Source organism: Pelomonas sp. Root1217 (assembly GCF_001425705.1).
GTDB lineage: Bacteria > Pseudomonadota > Gammaproteobacteria > Burkholderiales > Burkholderiaceae_C > Pelomonas.
The window spans coordinates 295,108-314,638 of the sequence record NZ_LMDC01000001.1 but is presented as its reverse complement, the minus strand read 5'-3'; the positions used below and the strand labels follow the sequence as shown (position 1 = coordinate 314,638).

At 68.2% G+C, this 19,531-nt stretch carries 19 protein-coding genes; 6 read left to right on the top strand and 13 right to left on the bottom strand.

Going from position 1 to position 19,531, the window contains the following annotated elements; genetic code table 11:
• Position 1: 1 nt before the first annotated feature.
• From ASC95_RS01485 to ASC95_RS01460, 5 genes are all read right to left on the bottom strand, one after another.
• Positions 2 to 2,377 (bottom strand): ABC transporter permease, encoded by a 2,376-nt coding sequence (locus tag ASC95_RS01485; RefSeq protein WP_057296025.1) that lies wholly within the window; start codon positions 2,375 to 2,377, stop codon positions 2 to 4.
• Complete coding sequence (locus ASC95_RS01480; protein WP_057296024.1) at positions 2,377 to 3,099, bottom strand: ABC transporter ATP-binding protein; 723 nt, start codon at positions 3,097 to 3,099, stop codon at positions 2,377 to 2,379. The genes ASC95_RS01485 and ASC95_RS01480 overlap by 1 nt, the downstream gene beginning before the upstream one ends.
• A gap of 851 nt (positions 3,100 to 3,950) precedes the next feature.
• Complete coding sequence (locus ASC95_RS01470) at positions 3,951 to 4,400, bottom strand: universal stress protein (protein ID WP_057296022.1); 450 nt, start codon at positions 4,398 to 4,400, stop codon at positions 3,951 to 3,953.
• 17 nt (positions 4,401 to 4,417) lie between these two features.
• On the bottom strand, positions 4,418 to 4,840 hold the full coding sequence (locus ASC95_RS01465; RefSeq protein WP_057296997.1) for a universal stress protein: 423 nt from the start codon (positions 4,838 to 4,840) through the stop codon (positions 4,418 to 4,420).
• Between the two features lie 98 nt (positions 4,841 to 4,938).
• Positions 4,939 to 5,313, bottom strand: coding sequence for a nuclear transport factor 2 family protein (locus tag ASC95_RS01460; RefSeq protein WP_057296021.1), 375 nt, complete (start codon positions 5,311 to 5,313; stop codon positions 4,939 to 4,941).
• A 103-nt stretch (positions 5,314 to 5,416) separates the two neighbouring features.
• Here ASC95_RS01460 and ASC95_RS01455 point away from each other — a divergent pair, with 103 nt between their 5' ends.
• A complete protein-coding gene (locus ASC95_RS01455) occupies positions 5,417 to 6,361 on the top strand; it encodes a LysR family transcriptional regulator (protein WP_057296020.1) in 945 nt (314 codons plus the stop codon).
• A 102-nt stretch (positions 6,362 to 6,463) separates the two neighbouring features.
• Here the strand turns inward: ASC95_RS01455 and ASC95_RS01450 are convergent, their stop codons facing one another.
• Genes ASC95_RS01450 through ASC95_RS01435 form a run of 4 tightly spaced genes read right to left on the bottom strand, consistent with a single transcriptional unit; the run spans position 6,464 to position 9,443 of the window.
• Positions 6,464 to 7,495: an amidohydrolase family protein gene (locus ASC95_RS01450; RefSeq protein WP_057296019.1), complete on the bottom strand. Its 1,032-nt coding sequence runs from the start codon at positions 7,493 to 7,495 to the stop codon at positions 6,464 to 6,466.
• Positions 7,496 to 7,514: 19 nt separating this feature from the next.
• Positions 7,515 to 8,210, bottom strand: coding sequence for a type 1 glutamine amidotransferase domain-containing protein (locus ASC95_RS01445; RefSeq protein ID WP_057296018.1), 696 nt, complete (start codon positions 8,208 to 8,210; stop codon positions 7,515 to 7,517).
• A 15-nt stretch (positions 8,211 to 8,225) separates the two neighbouring features.
• On the bottom strand, positions 8,226 to 9,137 hold the full coding sequence (locus tag ASC95_RS01440; RefSeq protein ID WP_057296017.1) for an alpha/beta hydrolase: 912 nt from the start codon (positions 9,135 to 9,137) through the stop codon (positions 8,226 to 8,228).
• Between the two features lie 6 nt (positions 9,138 to 9,143).
• Positions 9,144 to 9,443: a hypothetical protein gene (locus ASC95_RS01435; protein ID WP_057296016.1), complete on the bottom strand. Its 300-nt coding sequence runs from the start codon at positions 9,441 to 9,443 to the stop codon at positions 9,144 to 9,146.
• Between the two features lie 134 nt (positions 9,444 to 9,577).
• On the opposite strand from ASC95_RS01435, the gene ASC95_RS01430 reads away from it, so the two are divergent.
• From ASC95_RS01430 to ASC95_RS01420, 3 genes are all read left to right on the top strand, one after another.
• Entirely contained in the window at positions 9,578 to 10,486 is a 909-nt protein-coding gene (locus ASC95_RS01430; RefSeq protein WP_057296015.1) for a LysR family transcriptional regulator, read from the top strand.
• A gap of 204 nt (positions 10,487 to 10,690) precedes the next feature.
• Positions 10,691 to 11,083 carry a putative quinol monooxygenase gene (locus ASC95_RS01425; RefSeq protein ID WP_057296014.1) on the top strand — a complete coding sequence of 131 codons (393 nt, stop codon included), beginning with the start codon at positions 10,691 to 10,693 and terminating at the stop codon, positions 11,081 to 11,083.
• A 170-nt stretch (positions 11,084 to 11,253) separates the two neighbouring features.
• A complete protein-coding gene (locus tag ASC95_RS01420; protein ID WP_057296013.1) occupies positions 11,254 to 11,748 on the top strand; it encodes a nuclear transport factor 2 family protein in 495 nt (164 codons plus the stop codon).
• A gap of 27 nt (positions 11,749 to 11,775) precedes the next feature.
• On the opposite strand, the gene ASC95_RS01415 is transcribed toward ASC95_RS01420, so the two are convergent.
• Both ASC95_RS01415 and ASC95_RS01410 read right to left on the bottom strand, forming a co-directional pair.
• Positions 11,776 to 13,755, bottom strand: a complete 1,980-nt coding sequence (locus tag ASC95_RS01415; protein WP_057296012.1) for a lipoxygenase family protein — start codon at positions 13,753 to 13,755, stop codon at positions 11,776 to 11,778.
• 70 nt (positions 13,756 to 13,825) lie between these two features.
• Positions 13,826 to 14,767 carry a LysR family transcriptional regulator gene (locus ASC95_RS01410; protein ID WP_057296011.1) on the bottom strand — a complete coding sequence of 314 codons (942 nt, stop codon included), beginning with the start codon at positions 14,765 to 14,767 and terminating at the stop codon, positions 13,826 to 13,828.
• Here ASC95_RS01410 and ASC95_RS01405 point away from each other — a divergent pair.
• Together ASC95_RS01405 and ASC95_RS01400 are read left to right on the top strand one after the other, a co-directional pair.
• Entirely contained in the window at positions 14,766 to 15,710 is a 945-nt protein-coding gene (locus ASC95_RS01405) for a LysR substrate-binding domain-containing protein (protein ID WP_162250699.1), read from the top strand. The genes ASC95_RS01410 and ASC95_RS01405 overlap by 2 nt on opposite strands.
• 89 nt (positions 15,711 to 15,799) lie before the next feature.
• Positions 15,800 to 17,041 (top strand): MFS transporter, encoded by a 1,242-nt coding sequence (locus tag ASC95_RS01400; RefSeq protein WP_057296009.1) that lies wholly within the window; start codon positions 15,800 to 15,802, stop codon positions 17,039 to 17,041.
• A gap of 111 nt (positions 17,042 to 17,152) precedes the next feature.
• On the opposite strand, the gene ASC95_RS01395 is transcribed toward ASC95_RS01400, so the two are convergent.
• Together ASC95_RS01395 and ASC95_RS01390 are read right to left on the bottom strand one after the other, a co-directional pair.
• Positions 17,153 to 18,964 (bottom strand): bifunctional diguanylate cyclase/phosphodiesterase, encoded by a 1,812-nt coding sequence (locus tag ASC95_RS01395; protein ID WP_057296008.1) that lies wholly within the window; start codon positions 18,962 to 18,964, stop codon positions 17,153 to 17,155.
• Positions 18,961 to 19,527 carry a YfiR family protein gene (locus tag ASC95_RS01390; protein WP_082567404.1) on the bottom strand — a complete coding sequence of 189 codons (567 nt, stop codon included), beginning with the start codon at positions 19,525 to 19,527 and terminating at the stop codon, positions 18,961 to 18,963. The genes ASC95_RS01395 and ASC95_RS01390 overlap by 4 nt, the downstream gene beginning before the upstream one ends.
• Between the last annotated feature and the right edge of the window lie 4 nt (positions 19,528 to 19,531).

Sequence of the window (19,531 nt, the reverse complement as noted above, 5' to 3'; positions counted from 1 at the left end):
TTCATTCCCTGGTCTTGAGGACGGCCACCATGTCGAGCCGGTCGATGCGGCGGCGCACGACGGCCCCGCTGGTGATGCCGGCCGCGACGACGCACAGCGCCGCCCAGGCATAGGTGCGCGCGCGGATGACGACCGGAAAGAAAAACTGATCCGACTTCAGCAGTTCGGAAATGGCGTGGATCAGCGCCCAGCCCAGCGCCATGCCCAGCGGCAGCGCAATGGCGATGGTGATGGCCATCTCGCCCAGCAGCATGGCCGACACCTCGGCGCGCGTGAAGCCCAGCACCCGCAGGCTGGCCAGCTCCCAGCCGCGCTCGGCCAGCACGATGCGGGCGTTGTTGTAGACCACGCCCACCGCGATGACGCTGGCGAACACCGTCAGGATGGTGCTCATGATGCGCACGTTGCGCGCGCTGATCTCCTGCATATTGCGCACCATCGTGGCCTTGCTGAAGGCGCCCGCCACGCGGGGCAGGCGCTGCGTGGCGGCCAACACCTCGGCTTCGCGGCCACGCTCGACGCTGAGCACATGGCCGCTGCCGAGGTCACCGTCACCGAGCGCCTGGTTCAGCGCGTTGCGGTCGATATAGGCATTCAAGCCCATCATGTCGCGCACCGTGCCACCAACCTCCAGCGCGACGCGGCGCGGCTCGCCCTCCAGCACCTCGATCCACACGCGCTCGCCGGGCTTGACGCCGAGCTTGGCCGCTAGCCGGTCAGTCAGCAGCAGGCCGCGGCCTTCCAGCGGGATCTGGTGGTTGTCGACGTCGACGACGCGGTACAGCTCCGGCCGCGGGGCAAAGCCCCGCACCAGCACGCGCTCGTGCCGGTGACCAAAGCTCATTTCCACGGGCACGAAGCGCGTCGTCTCCACGCCCCGGACGCCGGGCAACCTGGCGAGCACCAGCCGCGCTGCCATGGCATCGCCCGGTTCTGCCGTCCACACAGTCAAGTCACCGCGCAGCGACAGCGTGAACTGCGTGTCGATGATGGCCTCCATCGCATCGCGAAAGTAGTTGCCGAGGATGGTGATGGCCACGGCTGCGGCAACGCCACCAACGGCGAGCGATGCGCGCAGCGGCCGGCGCTCCATGTTGCGCACGGTCATGCGCAGGGCCGGGCCCATGGCCTGCACGCCCAGGCGCTCGAGCAGAGTGCGCCGGTAGCGGCCGGGCGACGGCGGCCGCATCGCCTCGGCGGGCGCCAGGCGCACCGTGGCGAGGATGGCGCTCAGCGTGCCCAGCACGGCGGTGCCGACCGTGATCGCAGTGCTGACCAACACCAGCGGCGCGGCCAGCCGGTGCTCGAAGTGCGGGAAATGGAAGAACTCGGCGTACAGGCCGGTCAAGGCACTGCCCAGGCGATCGCCGAGCGCCAACCCCAGCACCAGGCCCACCGCCACGATGGCCAGCACCAGCTTGAGGTAGTGGGCGGCAATGCGTGCATTCGGATAGCCCAGCGCCTTCAGCGCGGCGATCTGTTCGCGCTGCGTGCCGACAAGGCGCGTCACCACGACGTTGAGCAGGAAGGCGGCAACACCCAGGAAGATGGCCGGCAGCACCGTGCCCAGCACGCGCTGCTCCTTGATCTCGTTGTCCAGCATCTGGTGCGACACCTGGTCTTCGCGGCCGTGCACGTCGCGTCCGCCGTAGCGGGCCAGCTGGCGCGCCAGGCCCGCGATGGCGTCGTCGGCCGACGCGCCGGGTGCGAGCTTCACCGCGACGCGGTTGAAGGCGCCCTGCATGTCGTAAGCCGCAGCCAGCGCGTCCCGGTCCAGCCAGAACACGCCGAAACCGCGCAGGTCGGGCATGCCCCACAGGCCGGCAAAGATGTACTCCGGTGACAGCGCGGTGCCGACGATGCGCAGCCGGCGCTGCTTGCCGTTGACGAGGGCGTCCACCGTGTCGCCGGGGTGCAGGCCGCGGGCCTGTGCGAAACCCTCATTGACCAGCGCCGGGAGGGAGCCGTCGGCACCGGCATCGCCCAGCGCTTCCAGGCGCTGCCCGGCGCTGACGCTGACCAGGTTCATGCGCGGCGGCTGCCGGCGGTCCAGGCCAATGAGCTGGCCAATGATGGGGTCGGGCAGCCCCGGAATGGAGACGCGCACGGCGGCCTCGACCGTCGTCTGCACGTCGGCCACGCCCGGCACCTCGCGCAGGCTCGCCTCGAGGGCGCGCGGGGCACGCTTCACACCGGCGAACAGGTCGGCGAAGCGGCCCTCGGCATAGAAGCGGTCACGCGCCAGGGCCAGCGAGTCGACCGCGGAAAGGCTGGTCACGAAACCGGCGATGCCGCTGGCCACCACCAGCGCGATGGTCAGCGCCTGGCTCCACATCTGGCGCAGGTCGCGCAGCAGCTTGCGATCCAGCGCCCGCATCACCAGCTCAGCTCGGAGGGCGAGAGTCGCCGCGCATTCGTCTCGATGCGCTGGATGCGGCCGTCGCCCAGGTAGATGACGCGGTCGGCCATGGCGGCGATGGCGGCGTTGTGCGTGATGACGATGGCCGTCGTGCCGATGTCGCGGTTGACGCGGGCGATGACCTCGAGCACGAGCTTGCCGGTCTGGTAGTCCAGCGCACCGGTCGGCTCGTCGCACAGCAGCACCTCAGGGCGCTTGACGATGGCGCGAGCGATGGCCACGCGCTGCTGCTCGCCGCCCGACAACTGCGACGGGAAGTGGTCGCGCCGCGGCGTCAGGCCGACGAGGTCGACCGCCTCGTCGGCAGGCATGGGGTCACGCGCAATGTCGGTGACCAGGGCGACGTTCTCGCGCACGGTCAGGCTGGGGATCAGGTTGTAGAACTGGAAGACGAAACCCACGTGCTCGCGCCGATAAGCCGTCAGTACCGCCTCGCTGGCGCCATTCAGCGCCTGGCCTGCAAACAGGATCTCGCCGCTGGTCGGCGTGTCCAGGCCGCCGAGGATGTTCAGGAGCGTGGACTTGCCGCTGCCGGACGCGCCCAGCAGCACGATGAATTCGCCCCGGGCCACGTCGAGGTCGACGCCGCGCAGGGCCTGCACCTCGATCTCGCCGGTGCGGTAGACCTTGCTCAGCCCGCGCGCCCGGAAGAGGTCCGTCCCCGTCCCCTGCCCGGTCATGGCAAGACAGCCGACTTCCGGCCGGAAGACCGAAGTGCAGCGGCGCAGCGCGGCTGGAGGGACGACTCGGGGACGATCATGGCGTCACCATGTTGCGATGGCGCAAAGCCGTCTGGCTTGCGCTGGCTCAACTCAGACGAACGGCGTGGATCGATCCCAGCCCGCGCCAACGTCGACGTGCCACCGACCGGGCCGCGATGCACGGCCTGGCTCGCCAGCTCTCACGAGCCAATCCGCACGTCAATGATGACGCTTTCAATCGCGGGTGAGCAAGGCGATGAACAGAAGGAATCCGGCCCACAGCAACGCCACAATCACGGCGATCAGCAACAGCCACAGCAGTACACCCATGATGTTTCCTGAGAGGTTCAGCCCGCCGTTTCAGGCGACAGCACGAAGGGCCGCACCCCACCTCTCAAGTCGTGACCCAGGACTTACCTGAGCCGATGTCCGGTTGCGCGACCGGCACAGCAACTCCGTCAGTCGAGCGCCGGTGCCGGTGAAGGAGCAGGTGACGACGAGAATCTTGCTCATGTGTTCAAGGGTAGGCACTGCCCGGCGCGCCGCATTGATGCAGCTCAACATCCTCGGCGCCGACATGGCGTCCAAGCACAGCTCAGGCACGGCGCGACCGATTGCCACCGGGAGGCCGCGCGGGCCATGCACGATGCGCTGCCTTTCCTGAAGAAGGCCACGAACGTCGAAGTGGCCGTGTTCGAGACACCGGAGGGCGCCGACCTGGCGCATGGCGACATCCCTGGCGCACACATCGGCCTTTGGCTGGCGCGTCACGGGGTGAAAGTGGACGTCAAGCACGTACCCGCCAAGGTGGCTGCGGGAGGCCTGAGGCGTCAACGCGCCACCAGCACCGGCACGCTCGCCTGCAAGACAACGGCCTGTGCCTGGCTGCCCACCAGGCCGGCCATGCGCCCGCCCTTGCCATGAGTCGCCATCACGATGAGGTCACACCCCTCCCGTTGTGCGGCGGTGACGATCTCATGGTGCGGCGCCTTGTCACTGAGCACCACGCGCCGCTCGATCCACGCGCCGTCCCTGGTGGTCCGCGCGATGGCTTCGTCCAGCAAGCGGCGCCCCTCCGCGGCGATCTCCTCGCGCAGCGCCTGCGCATCGGGGCGATGAGCAATGGCTGCCCGCAAGTATTCAGGCAGCCCGTAGTCATGCATCACAAGCAGCGCAGTGACCCGTCCACCGCAGCCGACACGCTGCGCCAGTTCGAGTGCTACATCCGCAAGCGGCGACCCGTCGGTCGCCACCAGCACGTGATTGAAGTCTTCACGCATGACTCTCTCTCCCCATGTCAGCGGATCAGCAGCACCGGAGCCTTGGTGTGGGCCAGCAGGCGCGACGACACCGAGCCCAGCAATGCGCTGGCGAGTACGCCGTGACCGTGAGAGCCCATTACCAGCAGGTCGGGCTTTTCCTCGTTGGTGATCTCCGCCAACATGTCTCCCGGGTAGCCCACCGCGTGGCGCTCACGCAGCGGCCAGCCTTGCATGCGCGCAAACTCACGCACCGGGGCGAGCACCTTCTCACCCTCGTCGGCGTAGTACTGCTGCAGCACATCGCGCGGGAGATGTCGGGCGGCGTGAGGTGGCACTTCCGCCGTGACGTTCAGCGCAACGAACTCGTTGCCCTTGCCCACGAGCTCGTCGTGGGCGGCGATGTAGCTGAGCATGCGCTTGGTATAGGCGCTGCCGTCGACTGCGAGAACGATCTTCATGGCGACCCTTTCAGCGTGGCGGGTGCCGGCATGTTGCGCGTGGTACAGGCTGCGGCATTTGCGCTGCATCAAGTCACCGCGACAGCAAAACGCCCCTTTCAGTCGAAAGTACCCGCCACAAAGGATGCCTTGACCGTGATCAGCCAGCTGCCATCCACCTTGTGCAGGACGAAGTGGTCGTTGAACAGCTTTTGGCCAATCCGCACCCTCACGTTCGCTGTTGAAAGGCTGTCCGAGACGTGCTCGACCGAGAGGATCGCTTCGTCCCTCGGCGCACCCGTCGACTCGGGGCTCGGCCGCCCATGGATGAGCGCTGCATAGTCCTGTGAGGACAGCATGTTCAACCGCCCCCCGTCGAGCCACTGCACGAAGCAGCTCGGGTGGAAGACCTTGTTGAAGTCACGGCTCTTCGGCTCATAGGCCAGGTTGAAATAGTCCTCGATCAGAGTGGCTACGGCTTGGGTCTGGGTCATCGCTGGCTTTCATCAGTATTCGAACGATTCGTATAGTGAGGAATCCTTCCGCGCTCCGCTACAGCGAACGGGTTATCGCTGCCATTACCAGAACACATCGATCATGGATGACCTTGATGGGGCGCTTGTCATCGGCCTGCTGGCGCTCAATGCGATCGCCGAAGCGAAGAGCTTTGGCCGTGCGGCTTCTCGTCTGGGCAAGACGCAGCCTGCTGTGAGCCGCTCGATCCAGCGCTTGGAGGACCGTCTCAGCGCCAAGCTCGTGCATCGCACAAGCCGACACGTCGAAGTGACGGATGCGGGGCATGCATTGCTCTCCACGGTGCTGCCTCTGCTCCAGGGGATAGAGGATGCGACGGCCGCCGCCTCCTGCCAGGCCTCGGCCGTCAGCGGCACGCTGCGCGTCGCCTGCGATGCCCGGTTCGCCAGCCTCGTGTTGGCGCCGGAGCTGGCGCAGTTCCTGAAGGGCCACCCGTCTCTCGAACTGAGGCTGGAGACGAGGAACGGTCTGTCGGACCTGGTGAGCGACGGATTTGATCTCGCCGTCAGGTTTGGCCCTCCATCCATCTCGACCCTGGTCTGCCGCAGGCTCTACAGCCCGCGCGTTCTGACCGTTGCCGCGCCGTCCTATCTGGCGCACCGCGGTCGACCCAGCTCGCCGCAGGATCTGGTGGACGACGGTCATGAGTGCATCATGGCCATCGATCCCGCCACCGGCAGGCCCTTCGAATGGGAGTTCTGGCGAGGCGACGAAAAAGTGAAGGTGGCCGTTCGCGGCAACCTGACGGTCACGGACGCCGGAATCAAGATTGGCGCCTGTCTCGCTGGCCACGGCATCGCCCAGGTGATCGACATCGGGGTCGACTCGCATCTGCGCGCAGGCACGCTGGAGCCCGTCTTGCCGGACTGGGCTGACGAGACCTTTCCCCTCTACGTCTACTACCCCAGCCGGACCCACGTCCCGGCCAAGGTCAGAGCCTTCATCGACTTTGTTGTGGGCATGATGCCGGTGCTTCAGCCGGCCGGCCAAGCCGGCCTTCGGACATGATGGGCTGAACAGCGCAATCAGCTCCTACCGCGACACCACGCAGTCCATCTCTTCGAGCCCCGCGCCGATTCGTGCGCTTGTTCGACTGTCCTGGGCCCAGCTCTACAGGCCAAGCAGGCGCTCGGCGTTGCCATGGGCGATCAGGGCCTTGTCCGCGTCGCTGACGGGCAGGCCCTCGATGAAGGCGCGCGCGCCGTCCAGGCTTTGGTAGGGGTAGTCGATGGAGTACAGGATGCGCTCCGCGCCCATCAGCGCATGGATGAACTGGAAATGCGGCAAGGTGAGCATGCCGCTGGGCGACACGTAAACGTGCTCGCGGTAGGTCTGCACGATGGGGCGCTTCAGGCCGGAGGCTTCCTGAGGGATGGCGTCCTCCAGCCTTTGGAGGAAGAACGGCGCCATCTCACCCCAGTGGCCGCTAATGACCTGCAAGCGGGGGTAGCGATCGAACACGCCGGCCAGCAGCATGCGCACCACCTGGATGCCGGCCTCGTTGTGCCAGCCCCAGGCAAACATCGACAGGCGTGCGCTGAGCTCGCGCTCGAAGCCGCCGTAGTAAGGCGCCTGCACGGCCGGCAGCGGCAGGCCGGGGTGAACGTACAGCGGCACGTTCAGCTCGTCGAAAGCGGCAAGCACGGGCGCGTAGCGCGGGTCGTCCAGGAAGGTCTCGCCGGGGCGCCCGTTGATGAGGGCCCCCTTGAGGCCCAATTCCTTCACTGCCCGCTCCAGCTCACGGGCGGCGGCCTCGGGCGCCTGCCAGGGCAGCGTGGCGAACCCGGCGAATCGCGAAGGGTGGGCTTGCGCGGCCGCGGCCAGCTTGTCGTTGGCGGCGCGGTTCAGGTCTATGGCCTGCGCCGCCGGCAGCAGCTGCGGGAAGCCGCCGTAGGAGAGGACTTGCATGGCGATGCCTGCCGCATCCATATCGACCAGGCGGGCCGCGCCCATGTCCAGCGCCTTGCGCGCCGACTCGCTGGGCGCGACGACATGCGGGCGGCCAGGGGCGGACGCCTGCTGGCCGTCGATGACGCGGCTGCCCCAGTCGGGGAGATACGGCGCGTCGGCACGCACGAGACTTTGCGACGCCGCGCCGATGGCGGCATCCAGCACATGCTCTTCGACGCACATCAGCTTCATGCCGTACCCCGGCGGCCGATCACGCCAGCAGCGTGTCGCGCAGCGCTTCGCCGAGGCTGGCGGCGGACTGCGGGTTTTGGCCCGTGATCAACCGGCCGTCGACCACCACGTTGTTGGACCAGTTGGGCGAGTCCTGATGCAACGCGCCGCGCTCGTTGAGCGTGGATGCCAGCAGGAAGGGCACGACGTGGGTGGACTGGACTTCCTCTTCCTCGCCATCGGTGAAGGCCGCCACGCGCCTGCCCGCCACCAGCAGGCTGCCGTCGGCACGGCGCGCATTGACCAGGGCCGCCGGGCCGTGGCACACGGCGCTGACGATGCCGCCCGCCGCGTCGATCTCGCGGATGACCTTCTGCGCGCCGGCGCTGTCGGGGAAGTCCCACATCGTGCCGTGGCCACCCGCGAACATGACCGCCGAGTAGCGCGCAGGGTCGACATCGTCGATGCGCAGCGTGTTGGCAATGGCGTGGCGGAAATCGGCATCCGCCCAATAGCGGGCAACCACCGGGTCCGCCATGTCCTCCAGCCCGTCGAGCGGCGCCGCACCGCCCTGGATGGAGGCGATCTCGACGCGGATGCCGGCTTGCTGCAGCTTCTCCAGCGGGTGGGTGACCTCCGCCAGGTTGAAGCCGGTGGGGATGCCTGTCGCCCCCTTGAACGGGTTGCTGGTGACGACGAAGAGGACGGGCTTGAGTTCAGAGGCTTGTCGGGTCATGGGTGAGGGCTGTGATCACAGGTTGCTGAAGAAGGAGGCGAGCTTGGCAATCGCCTGATCCACGTACTCAGGCCGGTCGTAGAGCGCAACGTGGGTGGCGCCTTCGATGACGAACAGCTCTTTCGGGCCTTTCGACAGTGCGAACGCCTGCTCGCTGTAGACCTTGGTGTCGGCGATGCTCCCGGCAATCAGCAGCAGCGGCTGGGTCAGCAGATCCGGAATCAGGTGGAAGACCGTGAAGGCCAGCATCTTGTCCAGGCTGGTCATCAGGAAGCGGCCCTTGGCGTTGGGGTGCTGGCCCCGCGGTGTGCGGTAGTAATCGTAGGCTTCGCGAAGAAAGGTCGGCGTGTTGTCGTCGATGTCTTCCAACTGCTCGGGAACGAATGGCGCGTAGAGCGGCTCTGCACCCCTGGCTTCGGCCGTGCGCTGCTGCGCCGCCGCTTGCAGGGTGCCGATCAAGGCAGCAACGGGGATGGGGTTGCCAACAATGGTCCTGGCTGCCTCGCCCATCGGCGTGGCGCTGACCACGCCCACCGCCTTGAAGCGGCGCTCCGACTGGGCGACGGCGAGCGCGTAGCCGCCGCCGGCGCAAACGCCAAAGACCCCCATGCGCTCCACGTCGACGTAGGGCAGCGTCGAGAGAAAGTCGGCGGCAGCGCGGGCATCTTCCACGCGCGCCGACGGGTCCTCCAGCAGGCGGGGCTCGCCGCCGCTCGCACCTTGGTAGGACGCGTCGAAGACGACAACGACGAAGCCATGCGCCGCCAGCCTCCTGGCATACAGGCCTATCGTCTGTTCCTTCACGCCGCCGGCGGGGTGAATGCCGACGAGGGCGGGGTATTGCCTGTCCTCCCGGAAGTCGTCCGGCAGGTGAAGGTGCCCTGAGAGCTGGATTGCTCGATTCGGAAACGAGACGGCTTGGAGCATCGCGAATCAGGCGTTGCCGGCGGCGAAAAGCATTTCCCAGTTCAGGAACGGGCCCAGCGGGATGACGTCCCAGCCGATGAGGCCGGCCTTGGCCAACGGGAACTCGGCCAGGGCCTTCCTGGCGGCTTCGACGGACTCGGCCTCGGCGAGGATGGCGACGCCCGGGCGGTCCTGGCGGAAATAGATGTCACGGACGATGCCGCTCTTGTAGAGCTGCCAACCGTGGCGGGCTTCGCCGTGCAGGTGCGGTTGGTACTGTTCCAGCGTGGCGCTGGGCTGGGGGATGTCGAGGCAAAGCAGTTTCATGAGTGGTCTTTTGTAGAAGAACGGGTCAGGCCGGTCCCCGTGGCGGGACGCTCGCGGCATGCTACGGTTTCCATTAATTCGTCAGTGGCGCATTAACGTCTTGGTTATGATTCCCAAAATTCGACAATAGAACGATGCTGGACAGACTCGACGGCGTGGCGGTTTTTGTGGAAACGGTGGATGCCGGTGGTTTTGCGCGCGCCGCAGAGCGGCTGGCGTTGACGCGTTCCGCTGTCGCCAAGGCCATTGCACGGCTCGAAACCCGGCTGGGCGTGCGGCTCTTTCACCGCACGACGCGGGCGCTGAGCCTGACCGAAGACGGCCAGATCTATTACGAGCGCTGCGTTCGCGCCATGGATGAGCTCCGCGAAGCGGAGGCGCTGCTTGAATCCGGCCGGCAAGAGGTCAGCGGGCGGCTGCGCGTCGCGATGCCCGTGCTCTTCGGTCGGCTTTGCGTGGCACCCATCCTGCTGGAACTCGCGCGCGAACACCCGAATCTGGAACTCGACCTGTGTTTCAGCGACCGCCCGACGGACATCATTGCCGAGCGCATCGATCTCGCGATCCGCAATGGCAAGTTGGGGCCGGCGACGGGGCAGCTTCGCAGCCGCCGGCTGAGTAGCCAGAGAAAGGTGTTGTGCGCCTCGCCGCACTACCTCGCGGCTCGCGGCCATCCGGCCGACACCCAGTCCTTCGATGGGCATGACGCCTTGCTGTATTGGCGGGCCGACTATGTGCAGCCCTGGACGCTGCCGGACGTCGAAGGCAAGTTGATCGAGGTCACCTTGAGTTCCCGTTTCCGTTTTGATGACCTTGCCGTCGTCGCCGACGCGGCTGCCGCCGGGCTCGGGATCGCATGGCTGCCGCATTGGCTCGTTCGGGACAGTCTGCAAGACGGTCGCCTCATCGCGCTCTTCGAGGAGCGTCCGCATGCGTCGGTTGAATGCCATGCGCTGTGGCCGGTCAGCCAGCACATGCCCTTGCGTCTGCGCCTGGCGATCGACACGTTGGTGTCCAGGCTTCCAGGCGCCGTCGAAGGCTAGCGCCTCTTGAGCGCTTGAAGGTCAGGCCTTGTAGAAGTGGCGGCACATCAGCCGCGACTTTCCTTCTCCAATGGCATCGCGGGTGGCCACCTACGATTTCAGTCCGCTGAGGGCCGCCCGCTGACATGAGTTCCGAGCGTTGAACGCGCAGGCAGAACGCCGACAGAAGGGATGGACGCCGTGTGGAATCGCAAGCCGTCACTCATGAGCACGCGCGCCGCCGCGATTGCCGTCGCGTCGACACTTTCCATGCTGGCCCTTCCGGGCAGCGCAACCGCCGTGGAGTCGAAGATGCCCTTCATCAGAATCGCCGAGCTCGAGATTGATCCGGCGCAACTCGAGGCTTTCAAGGCTGCCATCGCGGAGGGCGTTGAAGCCGCGGTGCGGATCGAGCCCAAAGTCCTGGCCCTCTACGCCGTGGCTGAACGGGAACGTCCGACTCACATACGCGTCTTCGAGATCTACGCAGACGAGCAAGCATACGCACAGCACATCCAGACCGCGCATTTCAGAAAGTTCTTTGAATCGACCTTGCCCATGGTGGTGTCTCGCCGCTTGATCGACACGGTGCCGGTTGTGCTCGGAGCCAAGCCATAGCGCGAGGCGCTTTGGTGGCGCTGCCGAACGGATGGAGCGTTGCGCGGCACGTTTCGTCGTGCCCCATCGACAGCCTGTCGGCGCCAGGCCACCGACCGTCGCGGCATGATGGCGGGGCCGCCAGGCCTTCGCGAGGATGCGGCCTTCTTCACGCGCCCCAAGGCAGACCGATGAACTCTCTACGCCACCGCTTTATCGCGTGCACCCTCGCTGGCGTCGCCATGGCCGCCCACGCGGCGGAGCCCTCGCCGGCCGAGGCCGATCTCAGTGCCACGATCGCCGCGCTCGACGCCGCGGCCTTTGAGGCCTTCAACCATTGCGAGGCAGCCGGCCAGCTCGACAAATACGCGAGCTTCTTCGACCCTGCCGTCGAGTTCTATCACGACCTCGGCGGCGTCACGTGGACGCGCGACGTGATGATCGCGCAGACCCGGGCCAATGTCTGCGGCAAGTTCCAGCGCGAGCTCGTGCCGGGCACGCTGAAGGTATGGCCGATCAAGGGCTTCGGCGCGCTGGCCCGCGGCGAGCATCGCTTCTGCCACTACAAGCCGGGCGGCACGACGCATCCCTGCGAGGGCCGCGCCGAGTTCACCATGCTGTGGCGCCAGCAGGGCAATGCCTGGACGATCACGCGCGCCTTCAGCTACGGGCACGGGTCGAACTGAGGCCGTTCACGCCCGCCTTGCGCCACTCTAGATGTTGGTGCTCGACGGGATGCGGCTCGGCAGGAGGTGTTCATACGGCCGCGTGCGCGCCAGGTTGCGCTGCCGGATGGTGTTCTCGACGCCGGCCAGCGCGCTGCGAAAGCGCTCCAGCGGGCCGCCGGGCCGGGTGATGGCGGGGTCGAGCAGCACCGGCGGGTACGGGGGCACGTTGTCGCGGTATTCGCCCAGCATGCGGTAGTACACGCCGCCGAGGATGTGGAACAGCAGGATCTGCTCCTGCGCCGCCAGCCGGCTGGGCAGCATCTGCGACCAGGTGGCCTCGCTCTGCCCCACCGCGCCGGCAGGCGCCCACGCGCCGCCCATGCCGGCGTAGAACGGGGCGTAGGTCATCAACGAGGACTGCGGGAAGTTGACGGCCGCGTGCTGGGCGCTGGCATTGAAGATGATGGCCGTCACCACCAAGGCGAGCTGGCTGCGCGTGGTGATGGGCCGGAAGCCCTTGACCTTGCCACTCACGGCCAGCTCGCTGGCCCAGGCCTTGAGTTCGTAGTCGCTCGTCACGTCGGCGTCGCTGGCGTAGTACACGGCGAGGTATTCGCTCACCCATTGCTGGATGGCATTCCAGACCAGCAGCGCGTCGTCGCGGTAGGGGTAGTCCGGCAGCCGACCGGCGTCATCCACGCCGCGTGCGCGCAGATCGTTCGGCAGCATGTTGTCGTAGAAGTCGAAGGCCAGGCGATCACGGCCGCATTCGCGCTGCAGCGTCTCGATGGACGCGGCCAGGATGGTGTCGCCCGTGGTGAGCGGCCCCATGATGACCAGCGCGGCCGCATCGTTGATGAACAGCGTGCCCTCGAGGTGGGGCGCGAGCAGCCGGTTCAGCGGGTGCACGACCGCGAGCTGGCGCTGCGTGGCCATCGCGAAGGCCTCGGACATCAGGTGCGTTCGGCCCAGGTGCACGAACATTTCGTGGTAGTTGAAGTCGGCCACCTGCACCGCGGTCTTGGCCGACTGCCACGCCCAGTAGGCGTTGGCGTTGGCCGGATCGGTGGCCCGCAGCACCAGGGGGCTGAGGGCCGGGTCCTGCCCGCCCTGGATGGCGACCGGCACCAGCGAGCGGCCGGCCTGGGGGCGCGCGAACAGCGCGATGGGCGCATAGCCGTAGCCGGCGCCCGTCAGCGGCTTGTTCACCGGGCCGGCCGGCGCCATGCCGCCCAGGCTTTCATAGTCCAGCAGGTAGAGCCGGCCACTGCCGGCGGCGTCGAGCAGGCTGTCGTTGTTGCCCTCACCACCCATCGCCTGGCGGTATTGCGCATCGCTCAGCGGGAACTTGGCCGGCAGCGCAGCCACCTGCCGGATCAGCATGGGGTTGGGCCCGCCCACACGCATGTACGCGAAGGTGTCGTCGTCATGCAGCTGGCTCGCTATCGCTGGCTTGTCCAGCGTCACGAACAGTGCGTCGTACTGCGCCACCGTCTTGGGCTGAGGTGCCGTGGAGACCCGCACGGTGAGCTGGTAGTGGATCTGCTGGAGCTGCGTTGCGATGCCGCCCACCGTCGCCGTGAGATTGGCCAGCGGCGTGAGCTCGGCCGCAGGCAGGCTGTCGAAACTGGCCTGTGTGGCCGCGAGCCGGCTGCGCAAGGCCTGCAGCGTCGGCAGGCTGCTGGCCGCAAGCGCACTGGGCGCCATGGACGCCGCGAGGTTGGTGACTGCCTCCATCGCGAGCGCTGAGGTCCTGAGCTGATGCTCCAGCGTGGGCGACTCGCCCGCGGGCACCGCGGCTGCCATGGGCACGCCGGCGAGGTTACGGTGAGACTCGGTCCACAGGTATTGCGCCTGCTGCGTGACGAGCTGCAGCCGCCGCGCCGTGGCGCTGATCAGGTCCGCCTTCTGCGGCAGCACGGGCTTGGTGACAGGCACGGCCGCCGAGGCTGAGGTGGCTGCGCTGCCGATCACGTTCAAGGCGCCTGCCGACGTGGCCCAGTGGAGGATGTCTCTGCGCTTCATTGTTGGGGTCCGATCAGGGGCCGGTTTGCCCATCAGCCTAGCCAGGAAGCACGCCGCGCGGCGGGCGCATCTATTTTTTCGTGCAACCGGGCGTCACCGCTCCGCCCTGGCCTTCGCCCACATGCTCCAGCAACCACGCATAAAACGCCGCCGCCAGCGGCTTGAGCTGACCGGCCTCCGACAGGTCCGCCGTATAGCGCAGGCCCTCGCGATCGTCGGGGCTGGACCGCACGAGGCGCCCTTGCGCAAGGTAGGGGCGTGCGGCGGTTTCGGTGGCCCAGGCCAGGCCCGCACCGGCTGACGCAGCCTCCAGCATGGCCAGCGCGTCGTCGAAGACGAGTTGCGCATGATGAGCGTCGCCGCGCGTGCTGCGGCGCTCGGCGGCAGGGCCGGCAAGGTCGAGCTGGCTCAGGCGCAGCAAGGGGCGCGGCCCGGTCTGCTTGGCCGGCACGGGCGCGCCGACCTGGATCAGCGTCTCCTGGAACAGTGTGCCGCGCCGTGCGCCCCGGCGCGGCGCGTTGCCGTAGTGGATGAGCAGGTCCCAGCGGTCGGTCGCCAGTTCATCGGCCGTCGCCACGGTCAGCAGCTCGAAGCGCGCCTCGGGGTGCAGCTGGGCATAACGCTGCAATCGCGGGAGCAGCCAGGCCACGCCGATGGCGGCGGCGGTCGCGATGCGGATGACCCGGTGCTCGCGATCCAGCAGCGCCTGCGTGGCGGCAGCGAAGGCCACCAGGCCCGGGCTGATGGCGGCGACACAGGACTCGGCCAGCTCCGTCAGCACCACCCCGCGCCCGCGGCGGCGCAGCAGCGGGCTGCCAATGCGCTGCTCCAGGCTGGCGATGCGGTGGCTGACGCCCGACGGCGTGACGTGCAGCGCCTCGGCGGCCGCCTGCACGGACCCAAGCCGGAACACCGCCTCGAGCGCCAGCAGTTCGTGCATCGGCAGGTCCGGCACGCTGGCCGGAGGCACGACGGCAGCGGTCGGCGTGGCGGTGCGCCTGGATGTCGGCATGGCTAAGATTATCTGGATGCAGGGCGCTCGTCAGACGGTCGGTCCACGCGGTGCAGCGTCGCTGAGCCCGCCCCCGCTGCATTGCGTCCAGGCTTTCGAGGCCACGGCGCGCCATCTCAGCCTGACCAGGGCCGCTGGCGAGCTGCGGCTGTCGGCGGCCGCGCTGACGCAGTCCATCGCCGCGCTGGAGGCGCGCCTCGGCGTGAAGCTGGTGCGCCAGCTGGCGCCGGCGGTGCAACTGACGGACGCGGGCGAACACTACTTCCATGCGGTGCAGGCCTTTGCCCACCGGCTGCGCGATGGGCTGTACGAGCGCTTGCCCGTAGGCCGGGCCCAACTGCACGTGACCGCCTCGCAAGCCCTGGCACGACTCTGGCTGGCACCGCGCCTGGGGCTATTCGCGCAACGCCACCCGCGCATCGACGTGATCCTCACCTCCACGGCGAAGTTCCAGTCGCTCAAGGACGGCGGCGTGGACATCGGGCTGCGCTACGGTGGCAGCGTGGACGAGGACATGCTGGCCGTGCCGCTGTGGACCGACGAGCACATTGCCGCCGCGGCGCCGGCCCTGGCAGCCCGCGCCGATGGGCTCTCACCCGGCGAGATCGCTCGGCTGCTGCCGCTCGTGGAGCACCCGGTGGCCAGTTGGCGCCAGTGGCTGGTCACCATCGACCCAGCGCTCGCGAGCGTCGACCCGTTGCTGAGCTGCAACGACCTGCACCTGGCCATCGAGGCCGCCTGCCAGGGCCTGGGCCTGGTGATCGCGCCGTCGCGCTTGCTGGGCGCCAAGATCGCCAACGGCCAACTGCGCCGGGTGGGCACGCATGCGGCGCCGGGCAAGGCCTACCAGGCCGTGCTGTGGCGGGAGCGGGCCGAGCGAGCGCCGCTGCAGGCCTTCGTGCACTGGCTGGCGGAACAGGCCGCCGAAAAGAACGTCAGCTGAGCGCGGCTGCGCGGCGCGGGGCCAGGCTTCAGCCCACGGCATGCAGAGATCAGGACCATGGGGGTTCCCGCCCTCCACACCTGCTCGCCATGCCCCTCAAGCCACCCGCCTCCTCTCCCGTGCCGCCCACGCTGCTGCTGGCCTGCGCCGGCATCGTGCTGGGCCTGTCCATGGGCACGCGCCACGTGCAGGGGCTGTTCATGCTGCCGCTGCTGGCGGAGCATGGCTGGGGCCGGACGAGCTTTTCGTTCGCGCTGGGCCTGCAGGTGCTGGTGTGGGGCGCCGTGCAGCCCCTGGCCGGCTATCTGGCGGACCGGCGCGGCACCGGCCAGGTCATCGCTGCCGGCTGCCTGCTCTATGCCGCGGGACTGGTGATCGAGGCCTGGGCGCCGTCCACCACGATGCTGGCGCTGGGCGCGGGCCTGGTGGTGGGCGTGGCATTGACGGGCACGACCTTCGCGGTGGTCTATGGCGCCTTGTCGCGTCTGGTGCCGGCGGCCTCGCGCGGCACGGCTCAGGGCGTGGCCGGCGCCATCGGCGGGCTGATCCAGTTCATGCTCGTGCCGCTGTGTCAGGTTGGCATCGACGGGCTGGGCTGGTCACGCACACTGCAGGCGATGGCCGCCGTCATCGCACTGTCCGCCGCCACGGCCTGGTGCCTGGACGACAGGAGAGCTCGCACGGAGGCCGGCGCGGTGGGTGCGATGGACGCAGGCGCTTCGCCTCGGTCGGTGGTGGGCACGGCCCTGGGGCACAGCGGCTTCTGGCTGCTGAACCTCGGCTTCCTGAGCTGCGGCTTCCAGCTCGCCTTCCTGGGCGCGCATCTGCCGGCCTACCTCCAGGATGCGGGCATGGACGCGTCCGCCGGCGTCAACGCCATCGCGCTGATCGCCGCCGCCAACGCCGTGGGCACCTATGTCTGCGGCCGCCTGGGCGACCTGTACCGCCGCAAGTACCTGCTGGCTGGGCTGTATGCGGTCAGGACGGTGGCCATGCTGCTCTTCATGGCGCTGCCGCTCAGCAATGCCTCGCTGTACGGCTTCGCGCTGGTCATGGGCGCCACGTGGCTGGGCACCGTGCCGCTGACCAGCGGCGTCATCGCGCAGATCTTCGGCGTGCGCTACATCGGCACCTTATTCGGCCTGGTGTTCCTGGGCCACCAGCTCGGCGGTTTCCTGGGCGCCTGGCTGGGTGGCCTGGTGTATGACGCAACGCGGTCCTATGCGTGGATGTGGTTCATCTCGGTGGGCTTGGGCGTGGCTTCCGTGCTGCTGCACCTGCCCATCCGCGACCAGTCCGTCGAGCACACCGGTCGGCCGGTGCTGGCATGACGGTGCGCTGGTTGCTGCTCGCTCTGGTGGCCCTGGTTGGCGCATGGTGCGCTTGGCAGAACGCGGGCCTGCAACTCGCGTGGGCCGGGATGCTGGCGCTGTGCAGTTAGATCAGTCGGCCGACAGCAATCCCGGCATCTCATCCGGCGGCACTGGCCTGCAGAAACCAAACCCCTGCATCAGGTCGCAGCCCATCGCGATCAGGGCCGCCTCGTCCGCCGGCAATTCCACGCCTTCGGCCACGACGACCATGCGCATCGCGTGCGCGACGCGCACCATGGATTCGACCAGCATGTGGGAGTCGGCATTGCCCGACAGGCCATGCACGAAAAGGCGGTCGATCTTGAGCTTGCGGCAGCGGATGCGGCGCAGATAGGCCAGCGAGCTGTAGCCCGTGCCGAAGTCGTCGATGGCCAGGTGGTAGCCCAGGCCTTGAAGCGTGAAGACGAAGGAGTCGGGCTTGTCGATGTCCTCAAAGCCGGCGCTTTCTGTCAGCTCGAATTCGACCTCGTCCGGCCCCAGCTGCAGGGCTTTGAGCTGCTGCAGGAAGCGCTCGCGGTGCTGCGGCTTGCGGCATTGCTCCCAGGACAGGTTGACGGCCACGGGCGGGCAGCTCAGGCCCCGGGCACGCAGGCCGTCGAGGTCGCGGCGCAGCACGGCCAGCAGCGCCAGGCTGAGCTCGACGATCAGGCCCGAGTTCTCCGCCACCGGAATGAACTCGGCCGGCGGCACCCAGCCCCGCTCGGGGTGGCGCCAGCGCGCCAACGCTTCGAAGCCGTGGATGCGGCGCGCGGCGTCGTACTGCGGCTGGTAAGCCAGGCCGAACTGCCCGCGCGCCAGGCCTTCGCGCATATCGTGCTCCAGCGCCAGCCGCAGGCGCAGGGCCTCGCCGATCTGCGGCGTGAACAGCTGGAAGCTGTCCTTGCCAATCTGCTTGGCATGCCGCAGTGCGGCATCGGCACTGCGCAAGGCCTCGCTCGCATCGCGCGCGTGCTCGGGCAATGAGACGCCGCCGCTGGAGACATGCAGGTGCAGCCAATGGCCGTCGTGCAGCACCGGCTGCGTGAGTTCGGCCTGCAACTGGGCGACATGGGTGCGCAAGGCCTCGTCCTCCATGCCTGGCACCAGCAGCAGCGCGAATTCATCGGCAGACAGCCGGGCGATCTGGTCGCCGGGCCGGCACAGCAGCCTGAGCCGCTGGCCAATGGCCTGCAGCACGGCGTCACCGGCAGCATGGCGGTGCTGGTCGTTGATCTGCTTGAAATCGTCGAGGTCCAGGATCAGCAAGGTGGTGCGGCCCTGCTGGTGCAGCACGCGCTCCAGCAGCCCGCGCATGTGCTCACGGTTGGGCAGGTCGGTCAATGCGTCAAAGCGCGCGAGATAGCGGGTGCGGCGCTCGACCTCCTTGATCTGCACCCGCAGCCGCTTGGACAGCCACCAGGCCAGCCCGGCCGTGGCCAGCAGGGTGCCCATGGTGGCGGCAAGGAACTGCGCCACGTCCATCCACATCGGCAGGCGGCTGGCCTCTACGACCAGCATGCCCACGCGCCGGCCGTCAGCCATGACCGGCACCTGCACGCTCGCCGTGCCGGCAGCCTCGTGCAACCAGGAGACCTCGGCCGCGGTGCGCGAGAACTGTGTGAAGACGCCGCCGTCGCCCTTCAGCAGCCGGGCATGCACGATGGACGGGCTTTGCTGCAGGGCCGCCAGGCTTTCGCCGGCATCGCTGCGGCTGTCGAAAACCAGCGCGGCCGAGACCGTCTGGGCGACGATGTCGGCCTGGGTGCGCAGGTCCTCGAGCTGGCGTCCATGCAGGCGCCAGTACTGCAGCACGCTGAGCAACAGCGCAAAGACCACCAAGGCGGCCAGCGCGACAACGAGTTCGCGCAGGCGCTCAAAGGCATCGGCAAATTGCGGCTTCACGGCGATGTCGTCTGGTGGCGCACGTAGCGGGCCAGGCGCAGCAGCTTGGTGCTGATGGCCAGGCCGACGCGGCGCGCGGCGTCGAGGTCCACGTCGAAGACGATACGGCCGTCCTCGATCTGCAGGTTGATCATGGCACCTTGCTCCAGCATCACCGCCACATCCGACACCACGAGCACCGGCAGGTCGGCCAGCACCGGGCGCAAGGCCGGCTGCGGTGTGGGCAGGTAGAGCAGGTGGCAGCCGGCGAGCTGGTCGGCACGGGCCTGAGGGCGCACATCGACGGTGAGGTGCCGGATCGGCCGGCCCGCCAGGGACTGCAGCGCGCTGTCCATCCGGCCTTCACCGAGGGTGCACAGCTGCAGCGGCCGCCCCGCCAGCTCGCGGTCGGCAGGCCAGGTGACGAACATCAGCAGGCGGTAGACGACCTCGGCTTTCAAAGCCTCCGGGCTGGCACTCTGCGCCATGGCCGGCTGGCCCGACAGCAGGCCGAGCAGGATCGTGCAGCCGGCACGCCAGCGCCAGCCCGCTCTACCCCTCACCGCTGCTCGACTGCCGCGCATGGCC

Excerpts from the sequence above, each read along its gene's own strand:
- ASC95_RS01485 (WP_057296025.1), bottom strand. The coding sequence starts at position 2,377 with ATGCGGGCGCTGGATCGCAAGCTGCTGCGCGACCTGCGCCAGATGTGG.
- ASC95_RS01480 (WP_057296024.1), bottom strand. The coding sequence starts at position 3,099 with ATGACCGGGCAGGGGACGGGGACGGACCTCTTCCGGGCGCGCGGGCTG.
- ASC95_RS01470 (WP_057296022.1), bottom strand. The coding sequence starts at position 4,400 with ATGCGTGAAGACTTCAATCACGTGCTGGTGGCGACCGACGGGTCGCCG.
- ASC95_RS01465 (WP_057296997.1), bottom strand. The coding sequence starts at position 4,840 with ATGAAGATCGTTCTCGCAGTCGACGGCAGCGCCTATACCAAGCGCATG.
- ASC95_RS01460 (WP_057296021.1), bottom strand. The coding sequence starts at position 5,313 with ATGACCCAGACCCAAGCCGTAGCCACTCTGATCGAGGACTATTTCAAC.
- ASC95_RS01455 (WP_057296020.1), top strand. The coding sequence starts at position 5,417 with ATGGATGACCTTGATGGGGCGCTTGTCATCGGCCTGCTGGCGCTCAAT.
- ASC95_RS01450 (WP_057296019.1), bottom strand. The coding sequence starts at position 7,495 with ATGAAGCTGATGTGCGTCGAAGAGCATGTGCTGGATGCCGCCATCGGC.
- ASC95_RS01445 (WP_057296018.1), bottom strand. The coding sequence starts at position 8,210 with ATGACCCGACAAGCCTCTGAACTCAAGCCCGTCCTCTTCGTCGTCACC.
- ASC95_RS01440 (WP_057296017.1), bottom strand. The coding sequence starts at position 9,137 with ATGCTCCAAGCCGTCTCGTTTCCGAATCGAGCAATCCAGCTCTCAGGG.
- ASC95_RS01435 (WP_057296016.1), bottom strand. The coding sequence starts at position 9,443 with ATGAAACTGCTTTGCCTCGACATCCCCCAGCCCAGCGCCACGCTGGAA.
- ASC95_RS01430 (WP_057296015.1), top strand. The coding sequence starts at position 9,578 with ATGCTGGACAGACTCGACGGCGTGGCGGTTTTTGTGGAAACGGTGGAT.
- ASC95_RS01425 (WP_057296014.1), top strand. The coding sequence starts at position 10,691 with ATGAGCACGCGCGCCGCCGCGATTGCCGTCGCGTCGACACTTTCCATG.
- ASC95_RS01420 (WP_057296013.1), top strand. The coding sequence starts at position 11,254 with ATGAACTCTCTACGCCACCGCTTTATCGCGTGCACCCTCGCTGGCGTC.
- ASC95_RS01415 (WP_057296012.1), bottom strand. The coding sequence starts at position 13,755 with ATGAAGCGCAGAGACATCCTCCACTGGGCCACGTCGGCAGGCGCCTTG.
- ASC95_RS01405 (WP_162250699.1), top strand. The coding sequence starts at position 14,766 with ATGGCTAAGATTATCTGGATGCAGGGCGCTCGTCAGACGGTCGGTCCA.
- ASC95_RS01410 (WP_057296011.1), bottom strand. The coding sequence starts at position 14,767 with ATGCCGACATCCAGGCGCACCGCCACGCCGACCGCTGCCGTCGTGCCT.
- ASC95_RS01400 (WP_057296009.1), top strand. The coding sequence starts at position 15,800 with ATGCCCCTCAAGCCACCCGCCTCCTCTCCCGTGCCGCCCACGCTGCTG.
- ASC95_RS01390 (WP_082567404.1), bottom strand. The coding sequence starts at position 19,527 with ATGCGCGGCAGTCGAGCAGCGGTGAGGGGTAGAGCGGGCTGGCGCTGG.